Raw genomic sequence first — 17,468 nt, 5'->3', positions numbered from 1 at the left:
TTAGTCACCTCATTTTAAGTAGGTTATATTAATTAACTACGACCACAGTAATGAAACATTTAAAAATTATTAACATGGAGTGTTTACTATGATTTCAAATTTAACCCTAAATACGAACCAAGAGTTACAACAAAGTGAAAACAATATCAATATATCTGAGGTTTTACGTGAGAAAGAATATCTAACCGCAGTAAGAGATGACTTTATTTCTAACGTATATAATTATGTCCCATTAAAATCTGTCACATCTAATGTCAGCGAGGAAACCTATTGTCAAACGATTAAAGATGCATTGCTAGATATCACTAATCAACGCTTACAATTAAACAAAATACAAAAATTGAAATCAGAATCTGTTGATACTACATATTTACAAGAAGAAAAACTTGCTAGTGCAAAAAATGATCTAGTGACATACATTCAAGAGCACTCAGAAAATAAAGATTCAAATTTGATTTCCCAAGACATATCGGCTTTGCTTGATGAAATATACAACACAAATTTAAAAATAGAATCAATCGAGACATTTATTAATGAAGTAAAAAATGACACAGCGCTAGCTATAGCTAATATATTTCTTAATGAAGACAATAAGTTAGATTCAGAATCATTATTATCATCCTCAATAGCAAGCCTCGAACAAAACACAATAACCTGTGATTTTAAACACGAACCTTCAAATAACACGCTATCGCAGATATTAATATCAATGTGAAACTAAACGTATCTAGCTTTTACTGCGTTTAGACTTTGTCACCAGAGAAACGCCTTAGTAAGGGCGTTTTTCTTACCACGGCGCTTGGCTAGCTTTAAATGCGATTCTAACCAATAATCCATTAAGTAATTTACCTTTTAATAATTGAGGTTCAGAACCATGATAGCTAGCAATATCTTTCACAAGCGCCAGCCCAAGGCCAGCGCCTTCCTTACCTAACGCATTATTTAAACGAGTAAAGGCTTCCATAGAACGGTTAATTTTCGCATCTGGGATCCCAGGACCAGAGTCTTCAACCTCTAAGACCCAATGAAGATGGTCATCACTGCTGACCACTCGAACGGTGACCACCCCATTTGCAGGCGTGTATTTAATCGCATTATCAATTAAATTTGCACACATCTCAGCTAATAAGATAGGCTCGCCTTTAATCCATGCCGTTTCCGCACCTTCATAACCTAAGTCAATATTTTGGCTTTCAGCTTGAGATAGCCGAGTAAAACACGCTTGGTGAACAATTTCCACTAGATTTATGGCACGATACTGCGTAATTGATTCTTTTTCATGGGCTTTTAACCGCGATAGCTGCAAAAGCCTATCAGTCAAAATGATCGTATTATCGAGGGTTTTATTGATGGCTTGTAAACTCTGTTGCCGTTGAGTTTCATCTGTACTATTAATCGCGACGGAAACCTGAGTTTTAAGAACGGTTAGAGGTGTTTTAAGCTGATGAGATGCATCTGCACTAAAGCGTTCTTGTCGTCTAACCATCCGCTTTAGGCGAGAAATATAACGGTTTAATGCATCAATTAATGGCGATAAATCCGACCACGGCAGTAAATCTGGCAAGGGTGTTAAATCATTGGCAGAACGGCCTAACATTAAGTGAGATAATCTTTTCAACGGTGCCAGCAGCTTACTCAGTAGAATATAGGCAAGCACCATGGTTAAAAGTACCACGGTACCTTGACTCATCAAGGCAGAAATTAATAATTGATTAGCGAAATCTTGCCGCGAATAGACCGTTTCCGCAACACGAATTTCAACCATCCCAGTGATGCCACCTTCATTAATCGGTTGATAAAACGCAGCAATACGAATAGGTAAACCTTTATACTGTGCATCATAAAAATAAACTAGCGCAGTATAGTGCTGTGAACGCATCCAATAAGGGGGAATTGGCGGTAAGTCGTCATAACCAGAGATAGTTTCACCGTCAGGAGAGATAACTTGATAAAAAATTCGGTCATTATTATTTAGTTCGAAACTATCGAGCACCACATAAGGCACATTCACCGAGAGATGCCCATCTACCACTTGTAAGCGTTCTGCAACTGTTCGAGCTGAAGCTAGTAACGTTCGATCATAGGCTAAATTTGCAGCATTTTTTGCACTGTAATAGTGGGTATAAACCGAAAAACTCCCCAACAAAATGAGGGGGATACCGAAAAAGAGCAGTAACTGATGAAAGAGAGAGCGTGGATGAGCGACTAATTTCATACACTACACTGCTCTAATCGGTATCCCAATCCGCGTAAGGTATTGATGTTAACATCCGAACCGGCAAGTTTTTTTCTTACACGGTGAACATATAACTCAATACTTTGTAAATTGGCTTCATCTGACAGCGAAAATACCTGTTCAAATAATTGCATTTTAGAAACAGGTCGACCTCGTCGATGAAATAGGGTGTTTAACACCGCATATTCCCTTGGTGTTAAGCCTAACGGCTCTTCGCCTAATAAAAAATAACCGTCCTCATGGTAACTAAGTAAACCAAACTGTTGTGACTCATTAACTTGCCCTTGGCTACGCCGTAATAAAGCACGAAGACGTGCTTCTAATTCCGCAATATCAAAAGGTTTCGTCAGGTAGTCATCAGCCCCTGCATTTAACCCTTGTACACGGTCGGCTACGTCGGAATTCGCCGTTAGTAACAAGACGGGGGTTTCTTGATGCCGTTTGCGCATTTGCGCCAATACCTCAAGCCCACTCATTCTCGGAAGTGATACATCTAACACGACTAATTCATAGCGTTCAGTTTGTAATAGCTGGTCTGCTATCGCACCATCACTAGCAAGATCAACCGCAAACCCAGATGACGATAAGGCCTTCTGTAACCATAATGACAACTCGTCATGATCTTCAACCAATAAAATTCTCATTCCGCATACTCATTATAATTATTTATCAGTATACGTTGGCATTCCATTGAATGAATGGAAAGCAAATGTGCACATTTTTACTGTGTCCATCACAACTATTGCTAACAAACACTATTAACGTGATTAATTTAACATTAAATTAACATAACAAAAAAGTAAAAATACAAAACAATCTGATATATATCACATAAAAATAATAATATTTGTTAATGAAAGGTAAATGAAAGCTTCATCGGGCGATGATGCCATACCAGCACAACAAGCAGTAATAATATATACCTCTAATTATTGTCTTAGTAAGGAAAAATAATGAAAAAATTCACCCAGACGGCCTTAGCAACAGCAATATTTTTAGTTGGCATCAATCAAGCAAACGCCCTACCCGAACGTACAGAATGTATTGCCCCCGCCAAACCTGGAGGCGGTTTTGATTTAACCTGTAAATTAGTACAAGTGTCTCTTCTTGAAACTAAAGAAATTGAAAAACCAATGCGAGTGACCTATATGCCAGGCGGTATTGGTGCCGTTGCTTATAACGCTATTGTCGCACAACGCCCTGCGGAACCCGGCACCATTGTTGCTTTCTCAGGAGGTTCCTTACTCAATCTCGCGCAAGGTAAATTTGGCCGCTATAACGAAAATGACGTGCGCTGGCTCGCCAGTGTGGGAAGCGACTACGGTATGATAGCCGTACGTGCCGACTCACCTTATAAAACCCTGAAAGATTTAATGGATACCTTCAAAAAAGATCCTAACAGCATCGTATTTGGTGCGGGAGGGTCTATTGGCAGCCAAGATTGGATGAAAACGGCCTTATTAGCCAAAGCCATTGATATCGACCCACGAAAAATGCGTTATGTGGCCTTTGAAGGCGGCGGTGAAACCTTAACTGCACTACTGGGCAACCATATTCAAGTCCTTTCAGGGGATATCAGTGAAATGACGCCGTATATCAATGAAGGTAAAATTCGTATCCTTGCTGTTTACTCAGACAAGCGCCTTGGTGATGGTTTATCAGATATTCCAACAGCAAAAGAACAAGGGTATGACATTGTATGGCCAATCATTCGTGGTTTCTATATGGGGCCGAAAGTCTCCGATGCTGACTATAACCAATGGGTCGAAGCCTTCCAAAAACTGCAACAAACCGACGAATTCAAAAAACAACGTGAACTGCGTGGTTTATTTGAATACAACTTAACCGGGCAAGAACTCGATAGCTATGTCAAAAAAGAAATCGAGCAATATCGTGAACAAGCCCGTGCCTTCGGTTTAGCCAAATAACGGAGTAAACGATGAGCCAACGCATATTTGCCATAGTTTGGCTAATACTGTGTGCTATCGGAATTTATATTGGTTGGGGGATCCAAAGTGAGTTCAGTTATGAACCACTGGGCCCCCGCCCTTTTCCGGTTGTCATACTCTCCTTAATGGCGCTTTGTGCCCTTGCCTTATTATTTGGCAAGCAAGAAGCCGTTGAGTGGCCAAAACCCTATGTATTACGTCGTTTAGTTTTATTAGTTGTTGCACTTGTTATTTATGCATGGGCTTTTGAATGGTTAGGGTTCCCGATTGCAACCAGCTTACTCACCATCAGTATCGCCCTGCTATTTGGTGCGACACCTATCGCCGCGATTATTTCGGGCCCGGTCTTAGGTATCTTTTTGTTCTATGCCTTTGATAAATGGCTAGATGTAACCTTGCCTATTGGCAGCCTGCTAAGTTAAGGAGCGAAATCATGGAAACTTGGATGTATCTATCGCAAGGTTTTGAGGTCGCACTGGTTCCTCAAAATATCTTGATCGCCTTAATTGGCTGTTTTATTGGTACAATCGTGGGTATGCTTCCCGGCCTCGGCCCTATCAATGGCGTGGCAATTTTACTGCCGTTGGCTTTTGCGCTTAAATTACCGGCTGAGTCTGCATTAATCTTACTCGCCACGGTTTATTTAGGCTGTGAATATGGCGGACGCATATCATCAATCTTACTTAATGTCCCCGGCGATGCCGCAGCAATCATGACCACGCTAGATGGTTATCCTATGGCAAAACAGGGAAAAGGTGGCGTTGCGCTCTCTATATCCGCGGTCAGTTCATTTATTGGTTCAACGATTGCAATTGTAGGGATAATTCTATTCGCTCCTTTGCTTGCTCAATGGTCACTCGCCTTTGGTCCTGCCGAATATTTCGCCTTAATGGTTTTTGCCATTGCCTGCTTAGGTAGCATGATGAGCCAAAACCCAATTAAATCACTACTGGCTGCATTAATTGGTCTATCACTTGCCACTGTGGGGGTGGATGCCAACTCTGGGGAATATCGTTTTACGTTTGATAGCGTACATTTATCAGATGGCGTACAGTTTATCGTCGTGGTTATTGGTTTGTTCTCTGTCAGCGAAATTTTATTGATGCTCGAAGGTACCGCGACAGGCCAAGGGCTGATCCGCAAAACAGGCAGAATGCTATTCAATCGCAAAGAAGCTAAAGCGTGTGCAGGTCCAGCTTTACGCTCCTCTTTTATCGGTTTCTTTGTTGGTGTTCTACCAGGAGCTGGTGCCACCATTGCCAGCGCCATCACTTATATGACGGAAAAGAAAATCAGTGGTGAAAAAGGCGATTTCGGTAATGGCGATGTCCGAGGGGTAGCCGCGCCTGAAGCCGCCAATAATGCCTCTGCGTGTGGGTCATTTATTCCTATGTTAACTCTTGGCGTTCCAGGCTCGGGAACAACAGCAGTAATGATGGGTGCCCTAACGCTCTATAATATCACCCCAGGCCCTGGTATGTTTACAGAGCAACCGGATATTGTGTGGGGGTTAATTGCAGCTCTGTTGATTGCTAACGTGGTTTTGCTCATCATGAATATTCCGTTAATTGGCTTATTCACGCGTATGCTAACCGTTCCGTTATGGTTTTTAGTCCCTGCTATTGCTTGCATTTCTGCTGTCGGGGTATATGCCGTTCATAGTACGACGTTTGATTTGTTACTCATGATGGGGCTAGGCGTATTTGGGTTTATATTACGCAAAATGAACTTCCCACTTTCACCATTAATTTTAGGGTTTGTACTGGGTGAAATGTTAGAACAAAATTTACGCCGTTCATTATCCATCAGTAATGGTAATTTCGATATTCTTTGGAGCAGTACGATTTCCCAAAGTTTATTAATTCTAGCGGTATTAGTGCTAATTTTGCCGCCAATTATAAAGCGCATTCGTAAACGTAAACAATCCGCTGTCTCATCGTAATTAAGTGTTCATACAATCTCTGTAAAACTTTGCCCCAGTGTGATTTTGGGGCATTTTTTATTAGTCAGTAGAAAAACCACGGATTCAGATAATGACGATGTATTGAATAAGCTCAATCAATTATCTTAGCCATCTCATTTATTAAAACATAAAACACAATGTTCGATAGATTACTTTTTGTCCTTTTTAATATCCAGCCAAAACCGTTAGCATATACTCGCACTGTTAATGTCCATGGTGACTGTTACACTATCCATAGTCAGAAACCTGTCACTATCACGGAAAAAGACAGTGGTTATATCCAAATAAAAGCATTGGGTAAAATGCATATTTTTTGTGGGGAAATGTTGCATATCAGCGTAAAGAAAAATACGACGCTTGTGACTATTGGCTGGTCAAAAGGGAAAAGCCAAATATTTGAAGTGCGTAAAAACGTGAAAGAAACTGCATATCGAGTAAATTCAAATAATTCGAGTTCAAGCTGCCCCCCCCTTATTATGACAGTTCATCCAGTGATAATAATCACCGCTCAAGCAACCATTATTGTTCTAATGATAACTCAAGTTCAGATTGCTCATCATCTGATTCAGGGGGTGGTGATGGTGGAGATTAGTTAAGCCATGTAGTCGGCATCATGTTTATTCCCATCTAATGCCATATTAATATCACGATATTGCTCCAAAAAACTTTGTTTAATTAGACTGTTTTTTTCAAAATAATCCTTTCTTCCGGCATAAGCTTTCGCAAGCTTATTAAATGCCTCTTGTTTAATTCCAATATATTTATTATCAATTGTCGATATTGAACTAAAAACACTTTTATAAGGGAAGTCATCATTACCAAATAAGCTACTCATAACCGTATCACTCAAATTATCATACTGGATATCTAGTTTTATTGTCGCATTTTTTAAATTAGTATTCGTAAAGTTGTAATCAACATCTATTTTAACTGGGATGTTAATTTTCGTATTTTCAGCATTGGCCTCAGAAAAATTAGCTCTTAACAAAGGGATGTTATTACTTGTTTCAACTATTGTGTTCGACAAATCTGAGCCTGAGAAATCAATATTTGCGCTACTAACATGAATATTTCTATTATAGGTACTACCAAGAAGAAGTTTCACCATGCTTTCCGCAGTTATTTTTTTATTCGAATAGTCATAGTAGGCTGCAAGCATATCGAGTTTATGTTCTGATTTGACGTGTAATAGATGACTACTATCACTATTTTTCGATTTGTCGGTATTTATATCCACTAGATAATTTAAAATTTTAATTTGCTTTGTGATTTTCTCTTTACCTTTTCCTTCAACATCCCACCCATATCGGTTGTATATGTTACTTATCTTAGAAAAAGCCATGTTAAATACATTTTTTTTATTCGCTTCGGAGCTATTTTTAATATAGACTTCAAGCATCTTTGTCGAACTATTACTCATTGTGTAAAAGAAATTTTTAATACTCATAAATTTTTCCTATATCAATTAACTTTGTTTATTTGCCATATACTCCCATATTCAAAATATTAATTATTTAATAAAACAACGATAGTGTGCCTATTGATTTCATATATATAAAAAAAACGAGAACCGAAGTTCTCGCTTATTTAATTAGTTTTCCTGATACAAATTATGCTTTGTATTTGCTCATCACTAATGTGGCGTTAGTTCCACCAAAACCGAAACTGTTAGACATGACTGTTTCCAGCGCTTGCTCCGTTGGTTTAGTCACGATATTCAGGCCTGCTGCTTTCTCATCTAGATTTTCGACATTAATGCTTGGTGCAATAAAGCCGTGTTCTAACATTAGCAAGCTGTAAATTGCTTCGTGGACACCCGCAGCACCTAATGAGTGACCGCTCATCGCTTTCGTTGCAGAAATTGCTGGGGAGTTACTACCAAACACTTCTTGAATCGCTTCTAACTCTTTGGTGTCACCCACTGGTGTTGATGTACCGTGTGTATTGATATAATCAATTTTTTCAACACCTTGCATTGCCATTTGCATACAGCGTACAGCACCTTCACCTGATGGCGCAACCATATCTGCACCGTCAGACGTTGCACCATAGCCAACAATTTCAGCATAGATATGCGCACCACGAGCTAAAGCGTGCTCTAACTCTTCAACCACGACGATACCGCCGCCGCCTGCAATAACGAAACCATCACGGTCTTTATCGTAAGTTCTTGATGCTTTGTCTGGCGTCTCATTGTATTTAGTCGACAATGCGCCCATTGCGTCAAACTCACAGGTCATTTCCCAGCTCAGTTCTTCACCGCCACCAGCAAAAACAACATCTTGCTTGCCTAATTGAATTAACTCAACCGCATGGCCAATACAGTGCGCTGATGTTGAACAAGCAGAACTGATGGAGTAGTTCACACCTTTGATTTTAAATGGCGTTGCTAAACAAGCAGAAATACCTGATGCCATTGCACGAGTCACCATGTATGGGCCCACACCACGTAAACCTTTAGCACGCATACCGTCAGAACCAGCAACTTGGTTACGTGGAGAACCACCACCAGAGCCAACAACGATACCTGTACGTAAATTTGAAACTTGTTCTTCTGTTAAACCTGAATCCGCAATCGCTTGTTCCATCGATAAATAAGCATAGGCGGAGCAATCACTCATAAAACGGAAAATTTTACGGTCGATTAAATCTTTTGGGTCTAAATTTTTAACATTACCCCAGACATGGCTACGCAGCCCTGCCTCTTTGAATTCTTCTGAGAAAGTGATCCCGGAACGACCTTCCTTCAGAGAAGCCAGTACTTCTTCCTGGTTATTACCAAGGCTGGAAACAATACCTAGACCAGTGATGACTGCACGCTTCATTCGTTACCTCATGTCTATAATTATATGATTGCGGGATTACAGGTTGTCACTTTAGCTTACACTTGTACGCTGAACAAGTCCGATCAGGGTAAATATTTGTATTTTTTTCTTTATGACGCCAATAAGACTTTTTTATGACGGTAGCCTTACACCCATATCAGCGGTAAAATTTAGGAATTAAATAAAGAATGTAGGCTTATCGTGAAAAAGAACGCTGTACAAACCGCACGCCTGAGCTGGAATGACGAAGGCACCCCCATGTCTGAACAGTTTGCAGATATCTATTTTTCTAACCAAGATGGCTTAGAAGAAGCTCGCCATGTGTTTTTGCAAGGAAATCATTTTCCTGAGCGCTTCGCGACGCACCCTTTCACAACCTGTGTAATTGCCGAAACCGGGTTTGGTACTGGGTTGAATTTTTTAGCATTATGGCAATCTTTTAAACAATTTAAAGCCGAAAATCCAAACGCAAAATTGCAACAATTACATTTTATTAGTTTTGAAAAATACCCATTAACACAATCTGACTTAATGACAGCCCACCAATGTTGGCCTGAACTGAGCAGCTTCTCACAATCCCTTTGTGAAAATTGGCCACAAACCTTACCGGGTAACCAGCGGATCATGTTAGAAAATGGCAGTGTGATATTAGATTTATGGTTTGGTGATGTAAATGAGCAAATATCTTTACTAAAAAACAATTTAAACAATAAGATAGATGCTTGGTTTTTAGATGGTTTCGCTCCCTCAAAAAATCCCGAAATGTGGAGTGAACAACTGTTCACTAATATGGCAAAATTCGCCCGCATCAATGGAACTTTTGCAACATTTACCGTGGCAGGTTCCGTTAAACGAGGCCTTCAACAAGCTGGCTTTACCCTTAAAAAAGTCAAAGGCTTTGGTAACAAACGAGAAATGTTAACTGGGGTCTTAGCTGAAAAAGAAATTGATATCCCAACGCCTTGGTTTGCCAGAAAAAGCGCAGATAACCCAACTGATGTCGCTATCATTGGTGGTGGGCTTGCCAGTTTAACAGCGGCCTACGCCCTTCATAACCGCGGTGCTAAAGTCACCTTATACTGCCAAGATGCACAAGTTGCACAGAATGCTTCGGGCAATCGCCAAGGGGCTATTTACCCCTTACTCACCGGCAATAACGACCCACTCGAACGTTTTTTTGTCAGCGCTTTCCCTTTTGCTTCTCGTTTTTACCATCAATTAGCGAAGCAAGGACTCTCGTTTGAAGGGCAATGGTGTGGCGTGAGCCAATTAGCCTATAACGACAAAGTGGCTCGCAAGATAGCAGGAATGCTAGGAACCGAATGGCCAGCTGATTTTGCTATTGGTAAAAGTCGTCAGCAACTGAGTGGTATTTGCGGCGTTGATGTCAACCATGATGGCATTCATTATGCGTCTGGAGGATGGCTGTGCCCTGCCCAGCTTTGTGAGAGTTTACAACAATATTTACAACAGCAGGGTATTACCTTCTGTTTTGAACATAATGTCGTTGAATTAAAACAAACAGAACAAGATTGGCAGTTATTAATTGAAACCGCACAACACAAACAGCTAACACGTGTTCACTCAACTGTCATTATTGCTAATGGGCACAAGCTGCGCCAATTTGCTCAAACCGTTAATTTACCTATTTCGCCTGTGCGTGGGCAAGTCAGCCATATTCCAACCAATCACACCCTACAACAACTGAAAAATGTTCTGTGCTTTGAAGGCTATTTAACCCCTGCCGATGCCACGGGTACACAACATTGCTTAGGTGCTAGCTACCAACGTGAACGACTTGATTTCGATTATAGTGAAGAGGAACAGCAAGGGAACCGCCAAAAGCTGGTTGATAACCTACCCGATGTAACTTGGCCTAAGGATATCGATATTTCTCAGCAACGTTCACGCCAAGGTATTCGTTGTGTTATTCGCGACCATTTTCCGTTATTAGGCAATGTGCCTGATTTCGAACAACATGTGGCACTCTATCACAATTTGCCCACTCAAATTGCCAAAGAACAGCCTATTGCACTCGCTCCAGTGCACCCAAATTTATTTATTTTTGGTGCATTAGGGTCAAGAGGGTTATCAACCGCACCACTTTGCGCAGAATTGCTTGCGGCGCAAATTTTTGGGGAAGTACTCCCCCTAGACGATGAAACTCTTGCAGAACTCAACCCAAACCGTTTTTGGGTAAGGAAATTATTATTAGGTCGCCCTATTAAACTCCCTTATTAATGCATTAAGTTAATGAGATAGCCATTGCACAACGGTCTTCAGCAGCAAACCCTGCATCGACCTCAGACTGTAAAATAGCCTGTAGTTCGGTGGTTAGCTCATTATCTTCAAGAATTTTAAAACCCAAGCGTTGGTAATAAGGTGCATTCCAAGGCACATCGCGGCAAGTGGTCAATGTCACTACCGTGATATTCCGTGCCAAAGCAGCACCAAGTACCTGCTTAATCAGCTTTTTACCCAGCCCGCGTCCTTGCCATTGCTGGCAAACAGAAACCTCACAAATATGCAGGCTAGTATGATGATCTTCAGCATTGATAAAACCAATTGGTTCATCACAATCATTCACTGCTACCCACTCTAATTGCTCAGAAATAAAATCGAGGTGGTCTTGCTCCGTTTGCCCATCACCTTCAGCAAGCCATTTATATTTTTCGATACTCGTAAATGCCTGGCCTGCGGAGGCTTCCACCGGAGGAAGATATTTGGCATCAAGGGGGGTTGCTAAACGAATATTCGCCATAATTTTTACTCGCAACAAAATTTAGCTAACAAAAAAGCGGGTTTCCCCGCTTTTCATACAGAACTCAACAAATTAAATGGCGTTATTTAATAAGTTTTTCCACATATCTAAAACCAGTACTTGGTCTGGTGGTGTCAATTCGCCAGCTTTGATGGCATTTTGAATACTGACTTCGACACGTTGATATAATGCTTCAGAACTGGTTTCGTTTTCTTCTTCCAGTTCAGCCACAGCAAGGGTTAAGTGACCACGCAAATAGCCGCCAGCGAAGAGTTCATCATCGCTCGCGTGTTCAACCATATCATCAATTTTCGTTAGTATGCGTGTTTCTAAATCCGCAAGCATGCTTAATCCTTACTTAAATGTGTGTTCATTAGGCAAAAATATCTTCCGGATAAGGAAAAGCTTCTGCACAAAGAGGTGGCGTATTGTAAAACAATTGTAACGCATTAATAAAGCGTAATGGCCGTTCAGGGATGCCATTTTCTAAATAAAGCATGACTTGTGCATGAACTTTGCGCATAAACGCAATACGATCAGGCTCAAAATCCCCCTCTAAGTTGTCACAACTGACATTAAATGGAATGCCAACGGCAACACAAAACAGCCAGTCCAACGCTTGGGGCTTGATTTCCACCACTTCAAACTCACACTGTGTTTTTTCATCTCGCCCATCTGGGCAATACCAATAGCCGTAATCGACTTGCTGACGTCTTGCTTCCCCAGCAATACACCAATGTGAGATTTCATGCAGCGCACTGGTGAAAAAGCCGTGTGCAAAGACGATCCGGTGATAAGGTACTGCCTCATCTGCGGGTAAATAAATGGGTTCATCATCCCCTTTTACCAGCTTGGTGTTATATGTCACACCAAAACATTCATCAAAGATATTGATTAGATCCTGATAATTATGTGTACTCATGAATAATTTAAATCATCTTAAAATAATGAGAGAAACCAAGCTTTAATCACGTCACCATGGCTATCATGGAGTAATTTAATACTCATCAGTAACGAAATCACCACGATCATCGGCCTGATCAGTTTTTGTCCTTTGGTTAAGACCAAACGCGCACCTAAACGAGCGCCAACCATTTGGCCGATTAGCATAACAAAACCTAAGGCCCAAAGAACATGACCCCCGATAATAAAGAACACTAAAGAGCCAAAATTAGAGGCAAAATTAAGTAACTTCGCATGCGCGGTGGCTTTGGCAAGATTATAACCAAGCAACAAAACATAACCCAATGCCAAAAATGAACCGGTTCCGGGACCAAAGGCACCATCATAAAAACCCAGCGTCATCCCAATTGCCACCCCGAAGAAAGGCATACTGATACGCTGTTGGCGGTCTTGTACACCAATTGATGGCGTCAATAAAAAGTATAAGCCGACACAAATCACCAAGATGGGTAATAGCTGTTTTAAGAACGCGGTATCAATCATTTGAATGACAATCGCACCCAGCATGGCACCAATCATGGTCATAATGAACGGAAACAGTTGTGCTCGTAAATCTATGGCTTTGCGCCTAACAAAATAGAGCGTTGAAGAAAACGAACCGCCAACCGCTTGCAACTTATTGGTTGCTAAAGCTTCAACAGGTGTTATCCCCACTGATAACAGGGCTGGGATCGTTAATAACCCACCACCACCCGCGATGGAGTCAATAAACCCTGCAAACAGCGCAACAAAGAAGAGTAAAGCATAAACTTCAGGTGCAACGGCAGTTAGCCAATCCATTTTACTATCCAAAGAGAAGAAATATCATGATGTTGATGTGAATATATCGCCAGTCAGGTTTGGTGATATCACAACCTAGATGAGGTATTTTTAGGAGGCTTCATCCGAACCTTCATCATCAACAAAGCGACCTTATAGGCCGCTCTGTTGTCACTACATAAAACACAGTAAAACCGATTACTCAAAAGGTTCCATTGCTGGCGTTACATCCGCACACTGGCCACGATGACGTAAATAGTGGTCCATTAGAACAATCGCCATCATTGCTTCCGCAATCGGTACCGCGCGAATGCCTACACAAGGGTCATGACGCCCTTTGGTGATCATTTCCACTTCCTCGCCATCACGGTTTAATGTTTTACCTGAAACGGTAATACTGGATGTCGGCTTTAACGCAATATGTGCAATGATAGGCTGACTGCTGCTAATACCGCCTAAAATACCGCCTGCATGGTTTGATGTGAAACCATTTCGTGTAATTTCATCACGGTTTTCGCTGCCTTTAAGTGCAATAACACCGAAGCCATCACCAATTTCCACCCCTTTCACTGCATTAATACTCATTAATGCATGAGCGAGATCGGCATCTAATCGGTCAAATACGGGCTCACCTAAGCCTGCAGGCACATGCTCTGCAATGACAGTAATTTTAGCGCCAATCGAATCACCCTCTTTCTTTAAACCGCGCAATAATTCGTCAAGAGCCTCTAATTTGCTTGGATCTGGACAGAAAAATGGGTTTTCTTCGACAATTGACCAGTCTTTAATTTCACAAGCGACGGAGCCCATTTGCGTTAAGCAGCCATGGATTTGCACACCGAGCTTTTCTTGTAAATATTTTTTCGCAATCGCGCCTGCCGCAACACGCATTGCCGTTTCACGTGCTGATGAGCGGCCACCACCACGGTAATCACGCTGGCCGTATTTTTGTTCGTAAGTGTAATCCGCATGGCCCGGCCTAAACACGTCTTTGATTGCACCATAATCTTGCGAACGCTGGTCAGTATTTTCAATCAATAAACCGATGCTGGTTCCGGTTGTTACCCCATTAAATACACCCGATAAAATCTTTACTTGGTCAGGTTCACGACGCGCAGTCGTATAACGTGATGTTCCTGGACGGCGACGGTCTAAATCTTTTTGTAAATCTGCTTCTGTTAGTGCTAAGCCTGGGGGAACCCCATCGACGATGCAACCTAATGCAACCCCGTGTGATTCCCCAAATGTGGTCACACGAAACAGCTGCCCAATTGAATTTCCTGCCATCGGAGTTTCCTATTCTAAGCCATTCTTGTTTTACCAAGAATTTTGGTTGTTAGTTATTATATCGTTGTGTCGTTATTATTGATTACATGATCTTGGAACATCACGCAACTGTTGATTCATCGATATAAAGCTCAAAATGTGCGTGGTGCTCAACAAGTTGTTCACGTGTTAACATAAACACACCATCACCGCCGTATTCGAAGTCCAGCCAAATAAATGGAATTTCAGGGTATTGTTCAATTAAATGAACCATACTGTTACCCACTTCGCACACTAACACCCCTTCTTCCGTCAGAAAACGCGGGGCATTCGCTAAAATACGGCGTACCAGTTTCAAACCATCACTTCCAGCAGCCAGTGCTAATTCAGGCTCGACACGAAACTCTTCGGGTAAATCGTCCATATCTTCCGCATCAACATACGGTGGGTTCGTCACGATCAGGTCATATTTAACCTCTGGCATATCACGGAATAAGTCAGAACGAATCGGTATCACACGGTGTTCTAAACCATGATTGGCAATATTTTGTTCAGCCACCGCCAGCACATCACTTGAAATATCAACCGCATCAACTTCTGCATCAGGGAACTCATAAGCACAAGCAATCGCAATACAACCACTTCCGGTACATAAATCAAGAATGGTTTGCGGTTCATCAGCCACTAAGCCAACAAAGTGGTTATTGATTAACTCACCAATTGGCGAGCGAGGGATAAGCACACGTTCATCAACATAAAATTCATGACCACAGAACCATGAACGATTTGTCAGGTATGCAACTGGAATACGCTCATTGATGCGGCGTAAAACACGCTCAATAATACGGTGACGCTCTGTTGGCGTTAAGCGGGATGTTAACAGCTCATCGGGCAGGTCTAGAGGCAAGTAAAGTGTTGGTAACACCAGTTGTAGCGCCTCATCCCATGGGTTATCTGTACCGTGGCCATAGTACACATTAGCCGCATTAAAGCGGCTCATCGTCCAACGCAAAATATCTTGAATGGTATGAAGTTCTGCAACGGCTTCATCAACGAAAATCTTTTCCAAGAAGGGGTTCTCCAGCCTGTATTTTGAAAGGGAATATATGAATAGTTAAAGTTTGCCACGAAGTGAAAGACAAATCAGCAGATTAATATAATAAAATTTGCCCAAAAAGTCTGGTTATCGCGCTTATTAATGAATGCGGTGATGTAAAAACGCCCTTTATTTTAGCTAAAGGGCGTGAGAAAAATAACAAGCTCAGTAAGAAAGTAACAATATTAGCTTTCGTTTTGCAGCACGACTTCCGCCTCTTTCGTAGTTTTTTTCACCCAAAGTGCATAGGCGATAGCCAGTAATACTAACCAAACAATTCCGACATAGAGTGCAATTCGTGTTGATTCAAAATACCCCAGTACACCAAAAACAAATACCATAAATGCGATGGCTAGAATAGGTGCGACAGGCCACATAGGCACAGGGAATTTTAATTGGCTAATTTCTTCTGGTGACATTTTTTTACGCATTGCAAACTGTGACAGCAAAATCATCAACCATACCCAAATGGTGGCAAATGTTGCAATTGACGCAATCACTACAAACACATCATCAGGAATGACATAATTCAATACCACTCCGACTAACAGCACCGCAACCATGACTAATACCGTCATCCAAGGCACACCATTTTTTGTCAGCTTGGTAAAGGCTTTTGGCGCTTGTCCTTCATGTGCCATGCCATACATCATACGCCCAGCACCAAATATATCACTGTTAATCGCCGAAATTGCCGCCGTGATCACCACAATATTTAAGATATTCGCTGCAGATTGAATACCTAAGCTATCGAAAATTTGCACAAATGGGCTACCTTGCTGCCCAATTTGGTTCCACGGGTAAATGCACATTAAGACAAATAAGGTCAGGACATAAAACAGTAAGATGCGAATTGGCACGGCATTAATCGCTCTTGGGATAGTGGTTTCCGGGTTTTTCGCTTCACTCGCGGTAATACCAATAACTTCAATTCCCCCAAACGCAAACATCACCACTGCAAAGGAAGCAATCACCCCACCAATACCATTTGGCATAAACCCATCGTGAATAAATAAGTTTGATACCCCAACCGCATGGTCTGCCGCTTGGCCAAAGCCAAACATCATAATGGCTGCACCACCAACAATCATTGCAATAATCGCAATAACTTTAATGATTGAAAGCCAAAACTCCATTTCGCCGAAAGTTTTCACGTGGCATAGGTTTATTGCACCAATAAAGAAAATAATGCTCAACACCCAGATCCACTGCGCAACCTCCGGAAACCACAGTTTCATATAAACACCAAATGCTGTCACGTCCGCCAAGCAAACAATAAGCATTTCAAAAACATAGGTCCAACCCGCAAAAAAACCGGCTCTCGGCCCTAAATAATGACTAGCATACTGTGAGAACGACCCAGCAAGTGGCCGATGGACCGCCATTTCACCCAACGCTCTCATAACCATAAACACTGCGGCACCGCCGATAATATAGGCGAGTAATACCGCGGGACCAGCGGTTTCTATTGCTTTCGCTGAACCATAAAACAAACCTGTACCAATCGCAGAACCTAAAGCCATAAATCGAATGTGGCGCGCAGAAAGCCCTCGCGCAAGTTGTGATGTGCTTTGCATGATTTATCCTTCGTATTATTTTATTGTCGTGCAGATAAATACTTCAGGCGGCCAGTACATTGCCGGCCACCTT

17 protein-coding genes are annotated in these 17,468 nt (G+C 41.6%); 6 read left to right on the top strand and 11 right to left on the bottom strand.

Going from position 1 to position 17,468, the window contains the following annotated elements; translation table 11 throughout:
• Window positions 1-88 precede the first annotated feature (88 nt).
• Window positions 89-715, top strand: a complete 627-nt coding sequence (locus tag PZ638_RS07985; protein WP_094962687.1) for a hypothetical protein — start codon at window positions 89-91, stop codon at window positions 713-715.
• Between the two features lie 72 nt (window positions 716-787).
• On the opposite strand, the gene PZ638_RS07980 is transcribed toward PZ638_RS07985, so the two are convergent.
• A complete protein-coding gene (locus PZ638_RS07980; protein WP_164455493.1) occupies window positions 788-2,215 on the bottom strand; it encodes a sensor histidine kinase in 1,428 nt (475 codons plus the stop codon).
• Window positions 2,212-2,880 carry a transcriptional regulator TctD gene (gene tctD / locus PZ638_RS07975; protein WP_004257247.1) on the bottom strand — a complete coding sequence of 223 codons (669 nt, stop codon included), beginning with the start codon at window positions 2,878-2,880 and terminating at the stop codon, window positions 2,212-2,214. The genes PZ638_RS07980 and tctD overlap by 4 nt, the downstream gene beginning before the upstream one ends.
• A 309-nt stretch (window positions 2,881-3,189) precedes the next feature.
• Between tctD and PZ638_RS07970 the strand changes: the two genes are divergently transcribed.
• The 4 genes from PZ638_RS07970 (at window position 3,190) to PZ638_RS07955 (ending at window position 6,744) form a co-directional block, all read left to right on the top strand.
• Window positions 3,190-4,164, top strand: coding sequence for a Bug family tripartite tricarboxylate transporter substrate binding protein (locus PZ638_RS07970; RefSeq protein WP_004257243.1), 975 nt, complete (start codon window positions 3,190-3,192; stop codon window positions 4,162-4,164).
• Between the two features lie 11 nt (window positions 4,165-4,175).
• Window positions 4,176-4,607, top strand: coding sequence for a tripartite tricarboxylate transporter TctB family protein (locus PZ638_RS07965; protein ID WP_094962691.1), 432 nt, complete (start codon window positions 4,176-4,178; stop codon window positions 4,605-4,607).
• Window positions 4,608-4,618: 11 nt separating this feature from the next.
• Window positions 4,619-6,127, top strand: coding sequence for a tripartite tricarboxylate transporter permease (locus PZ638_RS07960; protein WP_136135017.1), 1,509 nt, complete (start codon window positions 4,619-4,621; stop codon window positions 6,125-6,127).
• Window positions 6,128-6,285: 158 nt separating this feature from the next.
• Complete coding sequence (locus PZ638_RS07955) at window positions 6,286-6,744, top strand: hypothetical protein (RefSeq protein WP_206277504.1); 459 nt, start codon at window positions 6,286-6,288, stop codon at window positions 6,742-6,744.
• Here PZ638_RS07955 and PZ638_RS07950 read toward each other — a convergent pair.
• Window positions 6,741-7,595, bottom strand: a complete 855-nt coding sequence (locus PZ638_RS07950) for a hypothetical protein (protein ID WP_272674750.1) — start codon at window positions 7,593-7,595, stop codon at window positions 6,741-6,743. The two genes, PZ638_RS07955 and PZ638_RS07950, sit on opposite strands and share 4 nt — an antisense overlap.
• Before the next feature lie 163 nt (window positions 7,596-7,758).
• A complete protein-coding gene (fabB, locus tag PZ638_RS07945) occupies window positions 7,759-8,973 on the bottom strand; it encodes a beta-ketoacyl-ACP synthase I (protein WP_206277502.1) in 1,215 nt (404 codons plus the stop codon).
• A 201-nt stretch (window positions 8,974-9,174) separates the two neighbouring features.
• Between fabB and mnmC the strand changes: the two genes are divergently transcribed.
• On the top strand, window positions 9,175-11,214 hold the full coding sequence (mnmC, locus tag PZ638_RS07940) for a bifunctional tRNA (5-methylaminomethyl-2-thiouridine)(34)-methyltransferase MnmC2/FAD-dependent 5-carboxymethylaminomethyl-2-thiouridine(34) oxidoreductase MnmC1 (RefSeq protein ID WP_181488136.1): 2,040 nt from the start codon (window positions 9,175-9,177) through the stop codon (window positions 11,212-11,214).
• Between the two features lie 4 nt (window positions 11,215-11,218).
• On the opposite strand, the gene PZ638_RS07935 is transcribed toward mnmC, so the two are convergent.
• From PZ638_RS07935 to PZ638_RS07905, 7 genes are all read right to left on the bottom strand, one after another.
• On the bottom strand, window positions 11,219-11,734 hold the full coding sequence (locus tag PZ638_RS07935) for a GNAT family N-acetyltransferase (RefSeq protein WP_153673960.1): 516 nt from the start codon (window positions 11,732-11,734) through the stop codon (window positions 11,219-11,221).
• 72 nt (window positions 11,735-11,806) lie between these two features.
• Window positions 11,807-12,079, bottom strand: coding sequence for a YfcL family protein (locus tag PZ638_RS07930; RefSeq protein ID WP_004257217.1), 273 nt, complete (start codon window positions 12,077-12,079; stop codon window positions 11,807-11,809).
• A 28-nt stretch (window positions 12,080-12,107) separates the two neighbouring features.
• Window positions 12,108-12,656 (bottom strand): elongation factor P hydroxylase, encoded by a 549-nt coding sequence (locus PZ638_RS07925; protein ID WP_004257212.1) that lies wholly within the window; start codon window positions 12,654-12,656, stop codon window positions 12,108-12,110.
• A 17-nt stretch (window positions 12,657-12,673) separates the two neighbouring features.
• Window positions 12,674-13,477: a TSUP family transporter gene (locus tag PZ638_RS07920; RefSeq protein ID WP_004257209.1), complete on the bottom strand. Its 804-nt coding sequence runs from the start codon at window positions 13,475-13,477 to the stop codon at window positions 12,674-12,676.
• A gap of 177 nt (window positions 13,478-13,654) precedes the next feature.
• Window positions 13,655-14,743 carry a chorismate synthase gene (gene aroC, locus PZ638_RS07915; RefSeq protein WP_004257206.1) on the bottom strand — a complete coding sequence of 363 codons (1,089 nt, stop codon included), beginning with the start codon at window positions 14,741-14,743 and terminating at the stop codon, window positions 13,655-13,657.
• 100 nt (window positions 14,744-14,843) lie between these two features.
• Window positions 14,844-15,791, bottom strand: coding sequence for a 50S ribosomal protein L3 N(5)-glutamine methyltransferase (gene prmB, locus PZ638_RS07910; protein WP_206277500.1), 948 nt, complete (start codon window positions 15,789-15,791; stop codon window positions 14,844-14,846).
• Between the two features lie 212 nt (window positions 15,792-16,003).
• Entirely contained in the window at window positions 16,004-17,395 is a 1,392-nt protein-coding gene (locus PZ638_RS07905) for an amino acid permease (RefSeq protein ID WP_110591934.1), read from the bottom strand.
• Window positions 17,396-17,468: the final 73 nt, after the last annotated feature.

It is taken from the genome of Providencia hangzhouensis (assembly GCF_029193595.2).
GTDB classification, from domain to species: domain Bacteria; phylum Pseudomonadota; class Gammaproteobacteria; order Enterobacterales; family Enterobacteriaceae; genus Providencia; species Providencia hangzhouensis.
The sequence above is the reverse complement of the archived record's forward strand: the minus strand, read 5'-3'. Positions and strand labels throughout refer to the sequence as shown.